Source organism: Pseudomonas sp. LBUM1644, from assembly GCF_059716195.1.
This window is the reverse complement of the sequence record NZ_CP166812.1, coordinates 4,795,123-4,812,009: the sequence shown is the minus strand read 5'-3', so window position 1 is coordinate 4,812,009 and position 16,887 is coordinate 4,795,123. Positions and strand designations below refer to the sequence as shown.

The 16,887-nt window shown below is 58.9% G+C and carries 17 protein-coding genes; 8 read left to right on the top strand and 9 right to left on the bottom strand.

Annotated features, from left to right (window positions below; translation table 11 throughout):
* Positions 1-226 precede the first annotated feature (226 nt).
* Positions 227-1,561: a dicarboxylate/amino acid:cation symporter gene (locus ACA052_RS21975; RefSeq protein WP_497646771.1), complete on the top strand. Its 1,335-nt coding sequence runs from the start codon at positions 227-229 to the stop codon at positions 1,559-1,561.
* Positions 1,562-1,906: 345 nt separating this feature from the next.
* The gene (locus ACA052_RS21970; protein ID WP_497646770.1) at positions 1,907-3,088 is read left to right on the top strand and encodes a CaiB/BaiF CoA transferase family protein; all 1,182 of its coding nucleotides are present in this window, start codon (positions 1,907-1,909) and stop codon (positions 3,086-3,088) included.
* A gap of 110 nt (positions 3,089-3,198) precedes the next feature.
* On the opposite strand, the gene ACA052_RS21965 is transcribed toward ACA052_RS21970, so the two are convergent.
* Together ACA052_RS21965 and ACA052_RS21960 are read right to left on the bottom strand one after the other, a co-directional pair.
* Positions 3,199-3,693: a SprT family zinc-dependent metalloprotease gene (locus ACA052_RS21965; protein WP_046046499.1), complete on the bottom strand. Its 495-nt coding sequence runs from the start codon at positions 3,691-3,693 to the stop codon at positions 3,199-3,201.
* Between the two features lie 158 nt (positions 3,694-3,851).
* Positions 3,852-4,454 (bottom strand): Yip1 family protein, encoded by a 603-nt coding sequence (locus ACA052_RS21960; protein WP_497646769.1) that lies wholly within the window; start codon positions 4,452-4,454, stop codon positions 3,852-3,854.
* A gap of 361 nt (positions 4,455-4,815) precedes the next feature.
* On the opposite strand from ACA052_RS21960, the gene ttcA reads away from it, so the two are divergent.
* Positions 4,816-5,640 (top strand): tRNA 2-thiocytidine(32) synthetase TtcA, encoded by an 825-nt coding sequence (gene ttcA / locus ACA052_RS21955; RefSeq protein WP_497646768.1) that lies wholly within the window; start codon positions 4,816-4,818, stop codon positions 5,638-5,640.
* Positions 5,641-5,813: 173 nt separating this feature from the next.
* On the top strand, positions 5,814-6,488 hold the full coding sequence (locus ACA052_RS21950; protein WP_497646767.1) for a DNA-3-methyladenine glycosylase I: 675 nt from the start codon (positions 5,814-5,816) through the stop codon (positions 6,486-6,488).
* A gap of 96 nt (positions 6,489-6,584) precedes the next feature.
* Here the strand turns inward: ACA052_RS21950 and ACA052_RS21945 are convergent, their stop codons facing one another.
* Genes ACA052_RS21945 through arsC form a run of 3 tightly spaced genes read right to left on the bottom strand, consistent with a single transcriptional unit; the run spans position 6,585 to position 7,958 of the window.
* Positions 6,585-7,010 (bottom strand): DUF2069 domain-containing protein, encoded by a 426-nt coding sequence (locus tag ACA052_RS21945; RefSeq protein WP_497646766.1) that lies wholly within the window; start codon positions 7,008-7,010, stop codon positions 6,585-6,587.
* Position 7,011: 1 nt separating this feature from the next.
* Positions 7,012-7,608 (bottom strand): NAD(P)H:quinone oxidoreductase, encoded by a 597-nt coding sequence (wrbA, locus tag ACA052_RS21940; protein ID WP_497646765.1) that lies wholly within the window; start codon positions 7,606-7,608, stop codon positions 7,012-7,014.
* Positions 7,605-7,958 (bottom strand): arsenate reductase (glutaredoxin), encoded by a 354-nt coding sequence (gene arsC / locus ACA052_RS21935; RefSeq protein WP_497646764.1) that lies wholly within the window; start codon positions 7,956-7,958, stop codon positions 7,605-7,607. The genes wrbA and arsC overlap by 4 nt, the downstream gene beginning before the upstream one ends.
* A gap of 114 nt (positions 7,959-8,072) precedes the next feature.
* Between arsC and ACA052_RS21930 the strand changes: the two genes are divergently transcribed.
* Positions 8,073-8,540: a TlpA disulfide reductase family protein gene (locus ACA052_RS21930; RefSeq protein ID WP_497646763.1), complete on the top strand. Its 468-nt coding sequence runs from the start codon at positions 8,073-8,075 to the stop codon at positions 8,538-8,540.
* Positions 8,541-8,632: 92 nt separating this feature from the next.
* Here the strand turns inward: ACA052_RS21930 and ACA052_RS21925 are convergent, their stop codons facing one another.
* The 4 genes from ACA052_RS21925 to ACA052_RS21910 form a co-directional block, all read right to left on the bottom strand.
* A complete protein-coding gene (locus ACA052_RS21925) occupies positions 8,633-9,037 on the bottom strand; it encodes an META domain-containing protein (protein ID WP_497646762.1) in 405 nt (134 codons plus the stop codon).
* On the bottom strand, positions 9,037-9,471 hold the full coding sequence (locus tag ACA052_RS21920; RefSeq protein WP_497646761.1) for a hypothetical protein: 435 nt from the start codon (positions 9,469-9,471) through the stop codon (positions 9,037-9,039). The genes ACA052_RS21925 and ACA052_RS21920 overlap by 1 nt, the downstream gene beginning before the upstream one ends.
* Positions 9,472-9,548: 77 nt before the next feature.
* Positions 9,549-10,541, bottom strand: coding sequence for a 2-hydroxyacid dehydrogenase (locus tag ACA052_RS21915; protein ID WP_497646760.1), 993 nt, complete (start codon positions 10,539-10,541; stop codon positions 9,549-9,551).
* A gap of 156 nt (positions 10,542-10,697) precedes the next feature.
* The gene (locus tag ACA052_RS21910) at positions 10,698-13,451 is read right to left on the bottom strand and encodes a response regulator (protein ID WP_497646759.1); all 2,754 of its coding nucleotides are present in this window, start codon (positions 13,449-13,451) and stop codon (positions 10,698-10,700) included.
* Between the two features lie 213 nt (positions 13,452-13,664).
* Here ACA052_RS21910 and ACA052_RS21905 point away from each other — a divergent pair, with 213 nt between their 5' ends.
* The 3 genes from ACA052_RS21905 to ACA052_RS21895 all read left to right on the top strand — a co-directional run bounded on the left by ACA052_RS21905 (position 13,665) and on the right by ACA052_RS21895 (position 16,420).
* Positions 13,665-14,387, top strand: a complete 723-nt coding sequence (locus ACA052_RS21905; RefSeq protein WP_497646758.1) for a response regulator transcription factor — start codon at positions 13,665-13,667, stop codon at positions 14,385-14,387.
* Positions 14,374-15,732, top strand: coding sequence for a sensor histidine kinase (locus ACA052_RS21900; RefSeq protein WP_497646757.1), 1,359 nt, complete (start codon positions 14,374-14,376; stop codon positions 15,730-15,732). The genes ACA052_RS21905 and ACA052_RS21900 overlap by 14 nt, the downstream gene beginning before the upstream one ends.
* A 166-nt stretch (positions 15,733-15,898) precedes the next feature.
* Positions 15,899-16,420: a hypothetical protein gene (locus ACA052_RS21895; protein WP_497646756.1), complete on the top strand. Its 522-nt coding sequence runs from the start codon at positions 15,899-15,901 to the stop codon at positions 16,418-16,420.
* Positions 16,421-16,887 lie beyond the last annotated feature (467 nt).

The following is a 16,887-nucleotide window of genomic DNA, read 5'->3' as shown; positions in this document are numbered from 1 at the left end:
AGTGTGCGGTAACCGTGGAGAGGCAAGGTAAAAGCTGTAACCCTTAATGTCAAAAGGCTTTCAGGCAATTCGGCAAAGGTGGCACGGGCCTTGCGATACAACGAGCAGATGCCTGCCGTCGCGCGGCTCGAAAAAACAAATCCCTCCAGAAGCAGGAGGGTTCGCAATTCAGGTGTCATGGACAACAGATGGATGTTGTCAGCGGGCACTCTTGAGGAACTTTGCAATGACTACTCGTCAGCCACTGTATAAATCCCTGTATTTCCAGGTGATCGTTGCCATCGCCATCGGCATCCTGGTCGGTCACTTCTATCCGCAGACTGGTGTGGCCCTCAAGCCGCTGGGTGACGGGTTCATCAAACTGATCAAAATGATCATCGCTCCGATCATCTTCTGCACCGTCGTCAGCGGTATCGCGGGCATGCAGAGCATGAAGTCGGTCGGCAAGACCGGCGGTTACGCGTTGCTCTACTTCGAAATCGTTTCGACCATCGCCTTGCTGGTGGGTCTGGTGGTGGTCAACGTCGTGCAGCCGGGTGCCGGCATGCACATCGATGTGGCCACTCTGGATGCCTCCAAAGTTGCTCAATATGTAGCGGCCGGTGCTGACCAAAGCGTCATTGGCTTCCTGCTGAACGTGATCCCCAACACCATCTTCGGCGCGTTCGCGACCGGCGATATCCTGCAAGTGCTGATGTTCTCGGTGATCTTCGGTTTCGCCCTGCATCGCCTGGGTGCCTACGGCAAGCCGATCCTGGACTTCATCGATCGCTTCGCCCACGTGATGTTCAACATCATCAACATGATCATGAAGCTCGCGCCACTCGGCGCCCTGGGCGCCATGGCCTTCACCATCGGTGCGTACGGTGTGGGTTCGCTGGTGCAACTGGGTCAGTTGATGGCCTGCTTCTACATCACTTGCCTGGTGTTCGTCCTCGTTGTGTTGGGCGGTATCGCTCGCGCTCACGGCTTCAGCGTGCTGAAAGTGATTCGCTACATCCGTGAAGAACTGCTGATCGTGCTGGGTACTTCCTCTTCGGAGTCGGTGCTGCCACGCATGCTGATCAAAATGGAACGCCTGGGCGCGAAGAAATCCGTGGTAGGCCTGGTGATTCCGACCGGTTACTCGTTCAACCTCGACGGTACGGCGATCTACCTGACCATGGCGGCCGTGTTCATCGCTCAGGCAACCGACACCCACATGGACATCACTCACCAGATCACCCTGCTGGTGGTGTTGCTGCTGTCGTCCAAAGGTGCTGCTGGCGTGACCGGTAGCGGCTTCATCGTACTGGCGGCCACCCTGTCCGCGGTGGGGCACTTGCCGGTTGCCGGTCTGGCGCTGATCCTCGGCATCGACCGTTTCATGTCCGAAGCCCGTGCGCTGACCAACCTGGTGGGTAACGCGGTTGCCACACTGGTGGTGGCCAAGTGGGTCAAGGAGCTGGACGTTGACGTGATGCACGCCGAGCTGGCTTCCGGCGGTCGCGGTATCTCCGACGAGCGCGTTGAAGACGACCTGGGTGTTGCCGAAGGCCCAACCCCGAGCAACGTCAAGTAAGATTCACCGAATGAAAAAAACCGTGCCGAAAGGAATATTGGGTAAAACACGCTTTATGTAGCAGCTGGCGCAGCCTGCGTCCGGCTGCGCAGCAGTCGTAAAATCAAGCGATGCGGTGTTTCAGGAAAACCCCGTATTCAGGTTTTACGACTGCTGCGCAGCCGGACGCAGGCTTCGCCAGCTGCTACAGACCGTGTTACGGCTTAACAGATCGACACTACCCGCTTCGGCGGGTTTTTTTTTGCCTGCGATTTGAGCGTAACGGTCAGCGTATCTGACGTATCAGGTGATTGCTGCCATGCCGTGCGCTGCCTAGTCTGGAGGCATCGCTCAAGGAGAACACCCATGCTCGGTCCACTGGCATCACTCAAGGTTCTGGATTTCTCGACACTGCTGCCGGGGCCGTTCGCCTCGTTATTGCTGGCGGACATGGGCGCCGAGGTGTTGCGCATCGAGTCGCCGACCCGCATGGACCTGCTGCGGGTGCTGCCTCCGCACGATCAGGGCGTCTCCGCCAGCCACGCCTGGCTCAATCGCAACAAGCGCAGCCTGGCCCTGGACCTCAAGCAGCCCGAGGCGCTGGAGGTGATCAAGCAACTGCTGCAGGACCACGACATTGTGCTGGAGCAGTTCCGTCCCGGGGTCATGGCGCGACTGGGCCTGGGCTATGAAGCGTTGAAGGCGATCAATCCGAAACTGATCTATGTCTCGATCACCGGTTATGGGCAGACCGGCCCGTACAAGGACCGCGCAGGCCATGACATCAATTATCTGGCGCTGGCGGGGCTGGCGAGCTATACCGGCCGCGCCGACAGTGGGCCATTGCCCTTGGGCATGCAGGTGGCGGACATCGCCGGAGGTTCGCTGCATGGCGTTATCGGACTGTTGGCGGCGGTGATCGCCCGGCAGCAGAGCGGGCAGGGGCAGCATCTGGACGTGAGCATGACCGACTGCGCGTTCAGCCTGAACGCCATGGCCGGCGCCGGGTATCTGGCCTGTGGTACGGAGCCGGGGCGGGAGGAACAGATGCTCAACGGCGGCAGCTTCTACGATTACTACCGTTCGCGTGATGGCCGGTGGTTGTCGGTGGGCAGCCTGGAGCCGGCGTTCATGCAGCCACTTTGCACGGCGCTGGGGCGCCCGGAACTGGCGGCCAAAGGCCTGTCACCCCAACTCGCCGAGCAACAGGTGCTGAAGAATGAGTTGAAAGCCGAATTCGAAAAACATGACTTTGCCCAGCTGTGCGAACTGTTTGCCGGGGTCGATGCCTGTGTTGAACCGGTGTTGAGTGTGGGCGAGGCCGTGCGGCATCCGCAGTTGAAGGCGCGGGAGGTGGTGACTGAAGTGCCTCGGGGTGATGGTTCTGCGCAGGCGCAGATAGCGTGTCCGTTGAAGTTTTCCGATGGGCTGCCCGAGCCTCGGCACATTGGCGCGGCGTTGGGGCTGCATACGGATCAGGTGTTGGGGGAGTTGGGGTTCAGTGCTGAGCGGATCGAGGAACTGCGGCGTGCCAAGGTGGTTGTGTAGCGCTTTCTCTGGCCTCTTCGCGGGCAAGCCTCGCTCCTACAGGGACGGCGCAAGTCCGTAGGAGCGAGGCTTGCCCGCGAAGGCTTCCTCAAAAACACCACAATTCTGACCTACTCGACCCGCATCTCCCCGCTAAACACCAACGTGCTGCGGCATCGGCGACACAAATACCGCCGCCCCTGCCGCACCAGCCCATGGCGCTGGGCTGAAAACGGGAAATCGCTGTCTACGCACGGGCACTTATAGATATAGCGCGTCACACTGCGGCGTTTGACGTCATACGTATGGCAACGATTGGGCGGCAGTTCATAGACACCGCGCATGATCAATTGCCATTCTTCGCCATGGGGCTGGATACGGTCGCCGAACAGCTGATGGGCGATCAGGTGCGCGACCTCATGGGCCACGGTTTGCTTGAGGAAGTCTTCAGTGTTTTCGCGGTACAACTGGGGATTGAAGCGCAGCAGGTTCTCGTGCAAATGCGCGACACCGGCTTTTTGGCCGCGCAGCTTGAGGCTCACCACGGGGCGTTTGAAAGGTCGTTTGAAAAAGGATTCGGCTAGCTGGTAACAGTCTTCGACGCGGGTATTGAGTTGCTCGGGCATGCTTGATGGATCTCCAGAGACGTCGAGTATGCCGCAACCCTCGGGCGTTGCGAATCGCTCAGGCGCCGAATGGTCGTCGCCCGGTTCTGCGCTGGACAGCAGAAGGCCGCCTTGCGGCGGCCTGTGCTGGCAGATCTGCTTTTTTGGTGAACGTGTCGCTAATTAGTATAGACCGGCCCCACGCCGAGTCCCCAGACAATCACCGTGAACGCCATGATGGCTACCAGCACCACCAGGCCGACGGCGAGCACCGAACTTGAAAACAGAAATCCCTCGTCAGATGGAATGTTCATGAAAGTGGGTAGCCCCACGTACAGCAGGTAAACCGTGTAGCAGATGGCCGCCGTCCCGACGATCATCCCTAGCCACATGTGTGGGTACAGTGCCGCGAGGCCGCCGACGAACAGCGGGGTCGCGGTATACGTCGCAAACGCTACGCAGCGCGCCAGACTTGGGTTGGCGTCATACGTGCGAGCCATCCAGTGGATGAACGCACCCATCACTGCAACACCGCCCAGCATCGCCACGTAAGACATGATCGTCATCCATAGCGCGCTTTCCTGCGTCAGCATCACCGGCGCTCGGCTGCCAATCACCCAACCGACCTGCGTGGTGCCGATAAACGCCGACACGGCGGGGATCGCCGCCAGAATCAGCGTGTGCGTCAGGTACATGTGGCTGATACTTTCCTCCTGATCGCCACGAATTTCTTTCCATTCCTGGTCTGGGTGGGTGAATAGCCCCACTACGTGATGGATCATGCCAGTCACTCCTCTTGTTTTTACCGTCGCCCCCCAGTGGAGCGCTTACGGGCCAAAGCGGCCAAGTAAGTAATAGGTCTGGATATGTATGTGACCTTATGTCGCAGTATAGAAAGGACTTACCCACGCAGGTGATAGGGGCTTAGAGCAAATCGCGCTGTAAACGCCCCTCGTAATCGCAGTTGTGTCTTATGTAGGAGCTGCCGAAGGCTGCGATCTTTTGATCTGGGCAATTTCAAGTGGCCCCGAAGATCAAGATTAAAAGATCGCAGCCTTCGGCAGCTCCTACAGGGGGCACTTCGCCGGCGGGGGAATTTTGCGTAAAATGCCGGCCTTTCGTCACACCTCACGGATTCGCGTCATGGGCACTCTTACGGTCAACCAGAACAAACTGCAAAAGCGCATTCGCCGTCAGGCCGGTGAGGCTATTGCCGATTTCAACATGATTGAAGACGGCGACAAGGTCATGGTCTGCCTTTCCGGTGGCAAAGACAGCTACACCCTGCTCGACGTGCTGATGCATTTGCAGAAGGTCGCCCCGATCAAATTCGAGATCGTGGCCGTGAACATGGACCAGAAACAGCCGGGGTTCCCCGAGCACGTGCTGCCGGCCTACCTCAAGGCGTTGGGTGTCGAGTATCACATCGTCGAGAAAGACACGTACTCGGTGGTCAAGGAGCTGATCCCGGAAGGCAAGACCACCTGCTCGCTGTGTTCACGCTTGCGTCGCGGCACGCTCTACACGTTTGCCGACGAAATCGGCGCGACCAAAATGGCCCTCGGTCATCACCGCGACGACATCGTCGAGACATTCTTCCTCAACATGTTCTTCAACGGTTCGCTTAAAGCGATGCCGCCGAAGCTGCGCGCCGACGATGGCCGTAACGTAGTGATCCGCCCGCTGGCCTACTGCAATGAGAAAGACATCCAGGCGTACTCGGACCTCAAGCAATTCCCGATCATCCCGTGCAACCTGTGTGGTTCCCAGGAAAACCTGCAGCGCCAAGTGGTCAAGGACATGCTGCAAGAGTGGGAACGCAAGACGCCGGGCCGCACCGAGAGCATTTTCCGCAGTTTGCAGAATGTGATCCCGTCGCAATTGGCGGACCGCAATCTGTTCGACTTCACCAACTTGCGTATCGACGAAACCGCCCTGTCGCGCTTCGTCAATGTCGTAAACCTCTGACCACAAATTAATGTGGGAGCAGGCTTGCTCAGGACCCTGTAGGAGCTGCCGAAGGCTGCGATCTTTTGATTTTGTTTCTTTTTCAAGATCAAAAGATCGCAGCCTTCGGCAGCTCCTACAGAACCCGGAGCGCGCTTGCTTCCACAGGTTTTTCGTTAACCTCAGGAGAGGGCATGCGTGATTACAAGTGGCTGCACGAGTACTGCCTGAACCGCTTCGGTTCAGCAGCTGAACTGGAAGCCCATCTGCCCGTTCCCAAGACCCCGGCTCAATTGCGCAAAATCAGTGATGATCGCTATCTCTCGACCATGGCCCTGCGCGTGTTCCGCGCCGGGCTCAAGCACAGTCTGGTGGATGCGAAATGGCCGGCGTTCGAAGAAGTGTTTTTCAAGTTCGATCCGGAAAAAGTCGTGCTGATGAGCGCCGAACACCTTGAGCGCCTGATGCAGGACGCGCGAATCATCCGTCATCTGGGCAAGCTCAAGAGTGTGCCGCGCAATGCGCAGTTCCTGCTGGATGTGGCGCACGAGCAAGGCAGTTTCGGCGCGTTGATCGCCGATTGGCCGGTGACCGATATCGTTGGGCTGTGGACGTTCTTGAAAAAGCGTGGCCATCAGTTGGGCGGGTTGTCGGCACCGCGCTTCTTGCGGATGGTCGGAAAGGACACGTTTGTTCCGAGCTACGACGTTGTGGCGGGTTTGAATGCACAGAAGATTGTCGACAAGGTGCCGACCAGTCAGCGAGATCTGGCGTTGGTGCAGGATGTGTTCAACCAGTGGCATGAACAGAGTGGTGGGCGGGCGATGAGCCAGATTTCGATGATGTTGGCTTATACCGTCAATCATTGATATTGGGGGTGACCCCAAAAGATCGCAGCCTGCGGCAGCTCCTACAGGGGAACGCATTCCAATGTAGGAGCTGCCGAAAGCTGCGATCTTTTTCTGTCAGGCGGCGGAGATCTCGCCTTCACCCGACAACTTGCGATTCAACTGAAACCGCCACCGCACAAACAACAGCGCCGAGCAGAACACCGCCAGGCTCGCGCCCATTTCCAGCAAGCCAAACAGCTGCCGGTTCGGGTCATACGCGGCCAGCGCGCCCTTGATGAAATACAGGTTCACCACAAAGCACATCCACGAATGCCCTCGCGCACTGCCGACAAGCATTCCTGGCGCTAACAACAGCAACGGCACCAGTTCGATCAGCAATATCACCCACGGCCGCGCACCATGCAGGTCGGCGACCACCAGGTAGTAGACGCAGAGCAATCCCACCAGACCGAGAAAGCACAGCAGACTGATGACGCGCATCGCCCGGACTCGCGGTTCGAGCCATTGGATGGAAGGCAAAATCTTCGGCTTCTTCGCCACGTCAGTTCCCCAGCTTTTGCGCGGTTTTTGCCAGTCGCAGACCCAAGGCACGACACAGTGCCACTTCGTGCTCGTTCAACCCGCTTTTGCCGTCGGCTCCGGCGTGATGGCTGGCGCCATAGGGCGTGCCACCGCCACGGGTTTCCAGCAACGCGGACTCGCTGTAAGGCAGGCCAGTGATCAGCATGCCGTGGTGCAGCAGCGGCAACATCATCGACAGCAGCGTGGTTTCCTGGCCGCCGTGCAGGCTGGCGGTGGAGGTGAAGACCCCGGCCGGTTTGCCGACGAGTGCGCCGGTCAGCCACAGGTTGCTGGTGCCATCGAGAAAGTACTTGAGCGGCGCCGCCATATTGCCGAAACGCGTCGGGCTGCCGAGGGCCAGGCCCGCGCAGTTTTTCAGGTCGTCAAGGCTGGCGTACAGCGCGCCTTCGTCCGGGATGTCCGGCGATACGGCTTCACACTCGGTAGAGATCGCCGGCACGGTGCGCAGGCGCGCTTCCATCCCGGCCTGCTCGACACCCCGGGCAATCTGCCGGGCCATTTCGTTGGTCGAGCCGCTACGGCTGTAATACAGAACCAGAACGTATGGCGCGGTCACGGCAGCAACTCCAGCACATTCTCCGGCGGACGGCCGATGATGGCTTTGTCGCCGACTTCGAGTATCGGTCGCTCCATGAGTTTGGGATGGGCGGCGATGGCGGCGATCAATTGCGCCTCGCTCAGGCTGCTGTCGGCCAGGTTGAGGGTTTTAAATTCCTCTTCGCCGGTGCGCAACAGTTGCCGGGCGCTGATGCCGAGTTTGGTCAGCAGGCTCTGGATTTGCGCCGCGTCCAGCGGGGTTTCCAGATAGCGGACCACCGTCGGGATCAGGCCACGGGCTTCGAGCAGTTCGAGCGCACCGCGGGATTTCGAGCAGCGCGGGTTGTGATAAAGCGTCAGATCGGTCATGTGCGGGTCGCATCTTGCGTAAGGTGGCGGCTATTCTAACTGTGCAGCGCGCAATCCAGAACCTTGGGAGGCGATGGGTCGCAGGCGCAATCATTTTTTGACAGGGATAACGACATGGCACGACGACTGGCAGCGGCATTGGCGATCATCGGCACGTTGATGCTGGGGGGCTGCGGCAACGACTATGGCATTGACCAGAACGGCCACAAAGTCGCCGCCGATCGACTGGATAAACAATGGCTGGTGCTCAATTACTGGGCCGAATGGTGTGGGCCATGCCGGACCGAGATCCCGCAGTTGAACGCGTTGGCCGATCAGCTCAAGGCCAAGAAGATCGGCGTGTTCGGGGTCAACTTTGACAATGTGCAGGGTGAAGAGCTGAAAAGCGCCAGCGACAAACTCGGCATCCAGTTCACCGTGCTTGCTTCGGACCCGGCGGAGCTTTTTGAATTGCCCCGCAGCGAGGCGCTGCCGGTGACTTACATCATCGATAACAAGGGCAAGGTGCGGGAACAGTTGATGGGCGAGCAGACAGCGGCGGGGGTGATGGCGAAGCTTGAGGCGTTGCAGGCTAAAAATTAAGTCAAAAGATCGCAGCCTTCGGCAGCTCCTACATGGATTGCCGAACACCTGTAGGAGCTGCCGCAGGCTGCGATTTTTTCAGGGCTGAACAATCAACCCTCTTCAAGCCACCAACGCAGCGGCTTGCCTTCCGCCGGCCAGAAGCGCATCTGGTCGATCGGCGAAATATCCCAGCGCTGTACAGCTTCCAGCGCTTGCAGGAAGCGTGTTTCCTGCTCCATCACTGCCGGGGCACACAGTTTGCGCGTGCTGCCGATTTTACCGAAGCTCAGCTTGTCGCCTTCGAGCGTGTACGGCGCGAACCAATGGTTGCAGCCGCCATTACCGTAGGCCCGACCGTCTTCGCCGAGGGTGACGGTCAGGTGGCTGTAGTCCATCAACGGACGTTCGCCGATCCACTCAAGAATGTAGCTGCGGTTCTGTTGCAATTGCACCGGCTCGGCGGCGCAGCCCAGCAGGCTGGCGCCGACCAAGGCGGTCAGAGCGAGGCGTTTCATCACGCAGGCTCCTGGCATTTCGGGCACAGGTGCTTCTCGCCGACGGTGGTCCAGCCCAACTCAGCGATCCGCGCGGTGGCGGCAGGCTTTTCAGCCTTGTTGCCGAGCTTGGCGTCGACCGCGAACTCGAAGCTCAACTCTTTGGCGCAGCTGTCGCAGTTGACTTTCCAGGTGTGGATCGCCAATTCGCCGAACACCGGGCCACTGGCCACCGCGACCCATTGACCGGGCGGGTTGATCAAGTGGCGCACCGTTTCGACGGTCAGGCGCATGGACAAGTCCTTGCTGCCTTTGAGGGTCACTACCAGCACGTCGTTATTACGAATCGAGCCGCCGTTGCCGGTGACTTGATAACGCCCCGGCACCAGGGCGCGGCATTCGGTGAGGGTGTGTTGCGGGTTCATCAGGCTGTAGCGGAAATCGTGTTCGACCATGGGTCCTCCAAATATGCGCGGCATGCTAGCACGGACATCAACGCAGCATGGCGCGGGCAGATGACCTTCGATCTGGTTCAGTTGTCCTTCACCAGATTCTCCGGCGCGCCCGCCGCCCAGGCTGCGATGTTGTGCAGGGTGGTCTGGGCAATGGCGCCCAGCGCTTCCCGGGTCAGGAACGCCTGGTGCGCCGTCACGATCACGTTCGGGAAGGTCAGCAGGCGCGCCAGCACATCGTCCTGTAGCGGCAAGTCGGAACGGTCCTCGAAGAACAGCTGCGCCTCTTCTTCATACACATCCAGTCCCAAATAACCGAGTTGGCCGTCCTTCAGCGCGTCGATCAGCGCCGGGGTGTCCACCAGACCGCCACGCCCAGTGTTGATCAACATCGCGCCGGGCTGCATGTGCGCCAGTGACTCGCGGTTGATCAAATGCTTGCTGTGCTCATTGAGCGGGCAGTGCAGGCTGATGATCTGCGACTCGGCCAGCAACTCCGGCAAACTCAGGTAACGGGCGCCGAGCGCCTCGACTTGCGGGTTGGGCCAGGGGTCATAGGCCAGCAACCGGCAGCCGAAGCCGTTCATGATTTTCGCGAAGGTCGCGCCGATCTGCCCGGTGCCGACCACGCCTACGGTCTTACCGACCAGGTCGAAGCCGGTCAATCCGTGGAGGCTGAAATCACCTTCGCGGGTACGGTTGTAGGCGCGATGCAGGCGGCGGTTAAGCGCCAGGATCAGCGCCACCGCATGTTCGGCCACGGCGTGCGGCGAATAGGCCGGGACCCGCACAATCGCCAGTCCCAGAAGCTTCGCCACCGCCAGGTCAACATGGTTGTAACCGGCCGAGCGCAAGGCGATCAGGCGAGTACCGCCGGCGGCCAGGCGTTCGAGCACCGGAGCGCTGAGGTCATCATTGATGAAGGCGCACACCACTTCGTGATACTCCGCCAGCGCCACCGTATCGAGGCTCAGTCGCGCCGATTGAAAGTGCAACTCGATGCCGGGCGGCAAGTCGGCGGCCAGAAAACTGTCACGGTCGTAGGTCTGGCTGCTGAAAAGAATCGTGCGCATGGTGTCCTCCTGGAAGTTTCAAACGTTCACGCTTTCATGCTTTTGTAGCAGCTGCCGAGGCACGAGGCTGCGTTGCGTGGCCGCAGGACCGCCCGACGGGGGCCGCTTCGCAGCCCAACGCAGCCTCGTGCCTCGGCAGCTGCTACAAAAATTACATCACGCATTAATACGAGCCTGGGCGGCCAGTCGGTTGATCGCCCGGTCGAGCTCTTCGAGGGCACTGTAGGCTCGCGGGTCCTGTTGCTTGAGCAAGGTTTCACTGCGCTGGCAGGCGGCGCGCAGTTGCGGCACGCCACAATATCGGGTCGCGCCGTGCAAGCGATGAACGCGCTCGATCAGCGCATTGTGATCGTCCGTATCGCGGGCAAAACGAATCGCTTCACGGTCGGCTTCCAGCGAGGCAAGCAACATCGCCAGCATGTCCGCCGCCAGATCGGCTTTGCCGGCGGCCAGGCGCAAACCTTCTTCGTGATCCAGTACCTGCAACTCCGGAGCGCCGATGTGGCTCTCGCCGGACCGCTCCGGCCCGTGATTACGTAGCGCGAGGCCGCTCCACTTCAGCACCACCTGCGCCAGTTGCCGCTCGCTGATCGGCTTGGTCAGGTAGTCGTCCATGCCGCTCTGCAGCAGCGCGCGTTTTTCGTTGGCCATGGCGTGAGCGGTGAGGGCGACGATCGGCAGTGGTGTGCAATGCCGCTCACTCTCCCACTGGCGGATCGCTTCGGTGCTCTGACGGCCGTCCATGCCAGGCATTTGCACGTCCATCAACACCAGGTCGAAGGTTTCGTTCTGCACCGCTTTGACGGCGGCGTAACCGCTTTCCACCGCGAGTACCTTGGCGCCCATATCTTCGAGAAGGGTTTGCACCAGCAGCAGGTTGGCCGGGTTGTCGTCGACACAAAGGACTTTCGGCGCACGGCTCGACACGGGTTCGGCGGGGTCGCTGCGTTGCTGGCGCGGGTTGACCAGATCGGACAAGGCGCGCCGCAGCTTGCGGGTACAGGCCGGTTTGGCCTGGAGCTGGCTGTGTGGGTTCGGTACCGAGAGATGAAACAGGGTCTGCTCGGTGGTCGGGCACAACACCAGCACTTTGCAGCCCAGGTGTTCGAGATCCCAGATGTGCTGATTAAGGCGTTCCGGCGGCATGTCGTTGCTGGTAATGCCGAGCACCGCCAGGTTAATCGCCTGGTCAGTCTGATGCGCGCCCATCACGCCATTGGCCAAGCTTTCCAGGGTATTGAACGGCGTCACTTCCAGGCCGCAGTCTTCCAATTGATGTTGCAATGCCTGACGCGCCAGTTCATGGTTTTCGACCACCGCTACCCGACGCCCGAGCAGCGGCGGGCCGGGCAGGTCTTCGGCGTCGTCGCGGGTCTTGGGCAAGCTGAGGCTGATCCAGAATTCCGAGCCTTCCCCCGGCGTGCTGTCAACGCCGATCTCGCCCCCCATCTGTTCGATCAACCGCTTGGAAATCACCAACCCCAGACCGGTGCCGCCGGGTTGCCGGGACAGCGAATTGTCGGCCTGGCTGAACGCCTGGAACAGCGCGCGCACGTCCTGGTTCGACAGGCCGATGCCGGTGTCCTGAATGCTGATGCGCAGTTGCACGCTGTCTTCATGTTCTTCTTCGAGCATGGCCCGGGCGACGATGGTGCCTTCACGGGTGAACTTGATTGCATTGCTCACCAGGTTGGTGAGGATCTGCTTGAGGCGCAGCGGATCGCCGACCAGCGACAGCGGCGTGTCGCGATACACCAGGCTCACCAGTTCCAGCTGCTTGGCGTGCGCGGCGGGGGCCAGAATGGTCAGCGTGTCCTGGAGCAAGTCGCGCAGGTTGAACGGAATATGGTCGAGCACCAGTTTGCCAGCCTCGATTTTCGAGAAATCGAGAATCTCGTTGATGATCCCCAGCAGGCTGTCGGCGGATTTTTCGATGGTACCCAGATAGTCGAGTTGGCGCGGGGTCAGTTCGCTTTTTTGCAGCAGGTGGGTGAAGCCGAGAATGCCGTTGAGCGGGGTGCGGATTTCATGGCTCATGTTGGCCAGGAACTCGGATTTGATCCGGCTCGCCTCCAGCGCTTCCTTGCGTGCGAGGTCCAGCTCGATGTTCTGGATTTCGATGGTTTCCAGATTTTGGCGCACATCCTCGGTGGCCTGATCAACACTGTGTTGCAATTCTTCCTGCGCGTTTTGCAGGGTGCTGGCCATGCGGTTGATGCCGGACGCCAGTTCATCCAGCTCCTGGCTGCCGAGGGGCGGCAGGCGGGTTTCCAGGTGACCATCTTTAAGCTGCGCCACCGCTTGCTTGATCTGGCTCAGCGGTCGATTGATGGTTCGGCCCATGCGCAACGCCAGCAATGCCGCTCCGCCAAGACCCGCGCCGATCAACAACAGGCTGGCGAACAGGCTGCGGTAACCGCGCAGCAGCATGCCGTTGTGGGACAGTTCAAGTTCGACCCAGCCCAGCAGGCGGTCGGCTTCATCGGGAATCAGGTCACCGGCCAGGTTGCGATGTTTGCCGAACACCGGCAGCAGGTAACGGGTCGCGTCATTGCCGCTGCGGCGCAACATCTGCGAGCTGTTGCCGACCGGTGCCTGGTTGAGCATCGTCGGGCCGGCATGGGCCAGCAACGTGCGGTCGGGGGCGAGGAACGACACGGCGCGTACGTCCGATTGTTCCAGCGATTGGGTGGCGATGCGCTCCAGCAATTCGTTGTTCTTGTGACCCATGGCCGGGGCCACCAGCGGTGCCAGTTGCTCGGCGATCATTTCGCCGCGCTGCATGAGTTGGGATTGCAGGTCGGATTGCTGCATCCAGGTGAAATAGCCGCCCAGGACCAACGCCATCAGGGTGGTCGGCAACAGGGTCAGCAACAGCACGCGGCCTTTAATTCCCAGTTTCTTGAGCACGCATCTCTCCTGCATCCAGCGATTAATGACCTGCACGTACATCCGGCACGCACCAGCACCGCAGTGTAGCGATTTGCATGCGGGCAATCTTCGTAAAATTGATGTCGTCATTCGTCGCTTGGCCCCGCACTTTTACCCGCCGGGCCATCCGTGGGTTGCCCATGGCGAAGCAATCTTGAATAATCAACAACTGAGAATTATTTGCAGATAGTCATGACTCCCATCTCTGTTGCTCATCCCCGGATTCTTTCCATCGAAGACGACCTCGTTCTGGGAGCTTATGTCCATGAGCATCTGGGGCGTTGCGGTTTTCAGGTGACCTGGTGCCAGAACGGCCAGGAAGGGCTGGACATCGCACGTGAGCAAGCCTTCGATGTGGTGTTGATGGATATCCTGCTGCCGGGGCTAAACGGGTTGAACATCCTGACCCAATTGCGTCAGAGCCATTCCACGCCGGTGGTGTTGATGTCGGCCCTCGGCGCCGAGGCGGACCGCATCAGCGGCTTTCGACTGGGCGCAGATGATTACCTGCCCAAACCCTTCAGCATGGTTGAGCTGCGGGTGCGCATCGAAGCGATCCTGCGACGGGTGGCGCTTGATCGTCGGCCAGCGCCGGTGCTGATCGAGCCTTTGACGGACAACCTGCGTTTTGATGATGAACTCTGCGACGTATTTTTTGGCGAGCAGGCTGCCAGCCTGACCCGCAGCGAGTACCGATTGCTGGAAACGCTGAACCGCAACGCTGATGAAGTGCTGAGCAAAGCCTTCCTTTATCAGCACGTTCTGCAACGCGGGTACGCGGCGCATGACCGCAGCCTGGATATGCACATCAGCCAGATCCGCCGCAAACTCAAGGCCATCGGCTACACCGAGCGGGAAGTGCGCACGGTGTGGGGCAAGGGTTACGTATTGAGTGCTGCCGATGAAATGGTCTGACCTGCCAGGCCGGCACTCGCTGTTCTGGAAGCTTGCCTGTTTGCTGGTGGCGTTCTGTCTGCTGATGATCTGGTTGAGTTGGTCCTGGGGTCGCTATATGGAAGAGCGCAACCAGTTCCTGTCGGATCAGGCTCGAGGCACGCTGACGGGGTATGCCGCCGAGGCTGAGCAGGCGTGGCGTCAGCGACAGAGCACGGGCGTCGATGCGTGGCTGCAAGGTATGAAGCAGCGTGAAACAGGTTGGGTGGGCGTCATTGGCGGTAATTTGCAGTCGTTGAGCAGCCAGCCGCTCACCAACAACGACATCGAGCACCTGACTTTCCTGCGTGGCCTCGATTGGCCGATCCACAAGCGAAACCTGCCGTGGATGCGCGTGCCGTTTCCCGGCGACCCGTCCGCCGGCAGCCTGGTCATTGAACTGCCAAAGCGCTTCGCGCCCGGGCAATACCGGGTGTTCTGGCGAGTGATCACCAACGGCGTGATTCCCGGACTTTTCACCTTATTGCTCTGCATCGGGCTGTATCGATTGCTGGTAGTCCCGCTCAATACCTTGCGCGAACAGGCCAATGCCTGGCGTGCAGATCAGTTGAATGTGCGGCTGTCGCACCGCACCACCAATCGTTCGGACGAATTGGGAGAACTGGGCAGGGCGTTCGACCACATGGCCGAGCGCCTGCAAAGCACCGTGGCCTTGCAACAACAATTGTTGCGCGATCTTTCCCACGAATTACGCACGCCACTAAGTCGCCTGCGGGTAGCCAGTGAAAGTGAGCAAAGCCTGGAGCAATTGCGCGAGCGCATTGGCCGCGAGGTCGATGGCATGCAACGGCTGGTGGAAGACACCCTGCAACTGGCCTGGCTCGACACCGAACGCACCCGGTTGCCGGATGAAGCGATCCAGGTCCAGGCGCTGTGGGAAATGCTCACGGAAAACGCCTGTTATGAAAGCTGTTGGCCGGAGGGGCAGTTGCAGTGTTCGGTGGATTCGTCCTGCTGGGTTCGCGGGCATCTCAATACGCTGGCCCAGGCGCTGGAAAACATCCTGCGTAATGCGATTCGACATTCTCCCGAGGGTGGTGTCGTGCATCTTGGCAGTCGGCGGGAGGGGGATTACTGGCATCTGTGGCTGGAAGATCAGGGTGGCGGGGTGGATGACGCGGATCTGGAGCGGATTTTCCTGCCATTTACTCGTCTTGACGGTTCGCGGCCGGGGGATGGCGGGTTTGGATTGGGCTTGAGTATCGCGAGGAATGCAGTGCGGCGGCAGGGCGGCAGTTTGAGTGCGGAGAATGGTGGGGAAGGTCTGCGGTTGAATATGCGTTTGGTGGCGGAATCGCCGGTTTAGTACTAAAAGAAGCACTGCGTAAATACATTCATACATCTTCATCGGATATATCCTACGAGGTGAGAAGTATTGAAGTAGGAAGTTTCTGAAAATAACATTGCACCCTCAAGCCTTTGAAGTGGCGGTCGATATTCAACTTGCGGCTACAACCCAAGGAGGAATGTCGATGAATGTATTAATAAGAATGCCCGTTTTATCAATGCAGGCTGATGCCTATTTTATTAAAAATCCTAACGAGATAACAAACACTCATACAATAACCAGTGCTCAAGATGCTGCTGATGTGTTGAGTTTGACAGGCGAATCTTCGATTGATGAGTTGAAGGGCTTGATAAGAGGGTGCGATTTTACATCGATAAGCACCAACGAACTCGTGACGGTCGGATTGAGACTTTATGAACTGGATCTAATAGATAAGCATGTGTTTGGTGCCTTTATATCTGGAAATATGGCGTTTGATAAATTTGGTCATCAGACTGAAAGAAACGTTAAATTCAATTCGATCGCCATGTTTAATCAGATGCTGGATGACAACAAAGTATACGCCCGCGCATGGCCTATATATGCCCAGCAAGAGTCATTCAAGTTCGTAACGAGAGAGTTGCTCGCCGTGAATCAGGTTGTAAACGCACTGGCCTATTTTGCCAATTCAGCTGAAAATGACTTGTCAGTCAATCTCAAAGTTTAAATCAACCGATGTCCGAAAAATGCCCGGACATCGGCGACCTATTCTTTATCGAGCGTAACGCACGGTTCCGGAATATTGCCTATTGACGGAAAGCGTATTTTTGTGACGGATTCGGTAAGTTCCAAGAGGCCCAAGTGTTGAAGCTGTATTGCCGTTGCCACCGGCGACTTTCGTCCAGATTGAACCTATTAGCCTGTCAATGTATAGGTCTGGTGGAGCGCCCGCGCCTATGGCAGCGATAGTGGCCGAAATATTGGCTTGGCGACACCCGTTTGCTCCCGTGATTGTAAAAGGCCCCTGTGCAATAACTTCGGAGGTGGGCGCTGTGTTGCCACTATAGGTATTGAGAATGCTTGTACACGCCGCAGAAGCCTGGCCTGCTGCGAGCATCAGGCTTGCGAAAGAAAGCGCAAGAAATGTCTTCATGTTTATGTTTTCCGTAAGTAACAACCGATTGGATAGCAGGG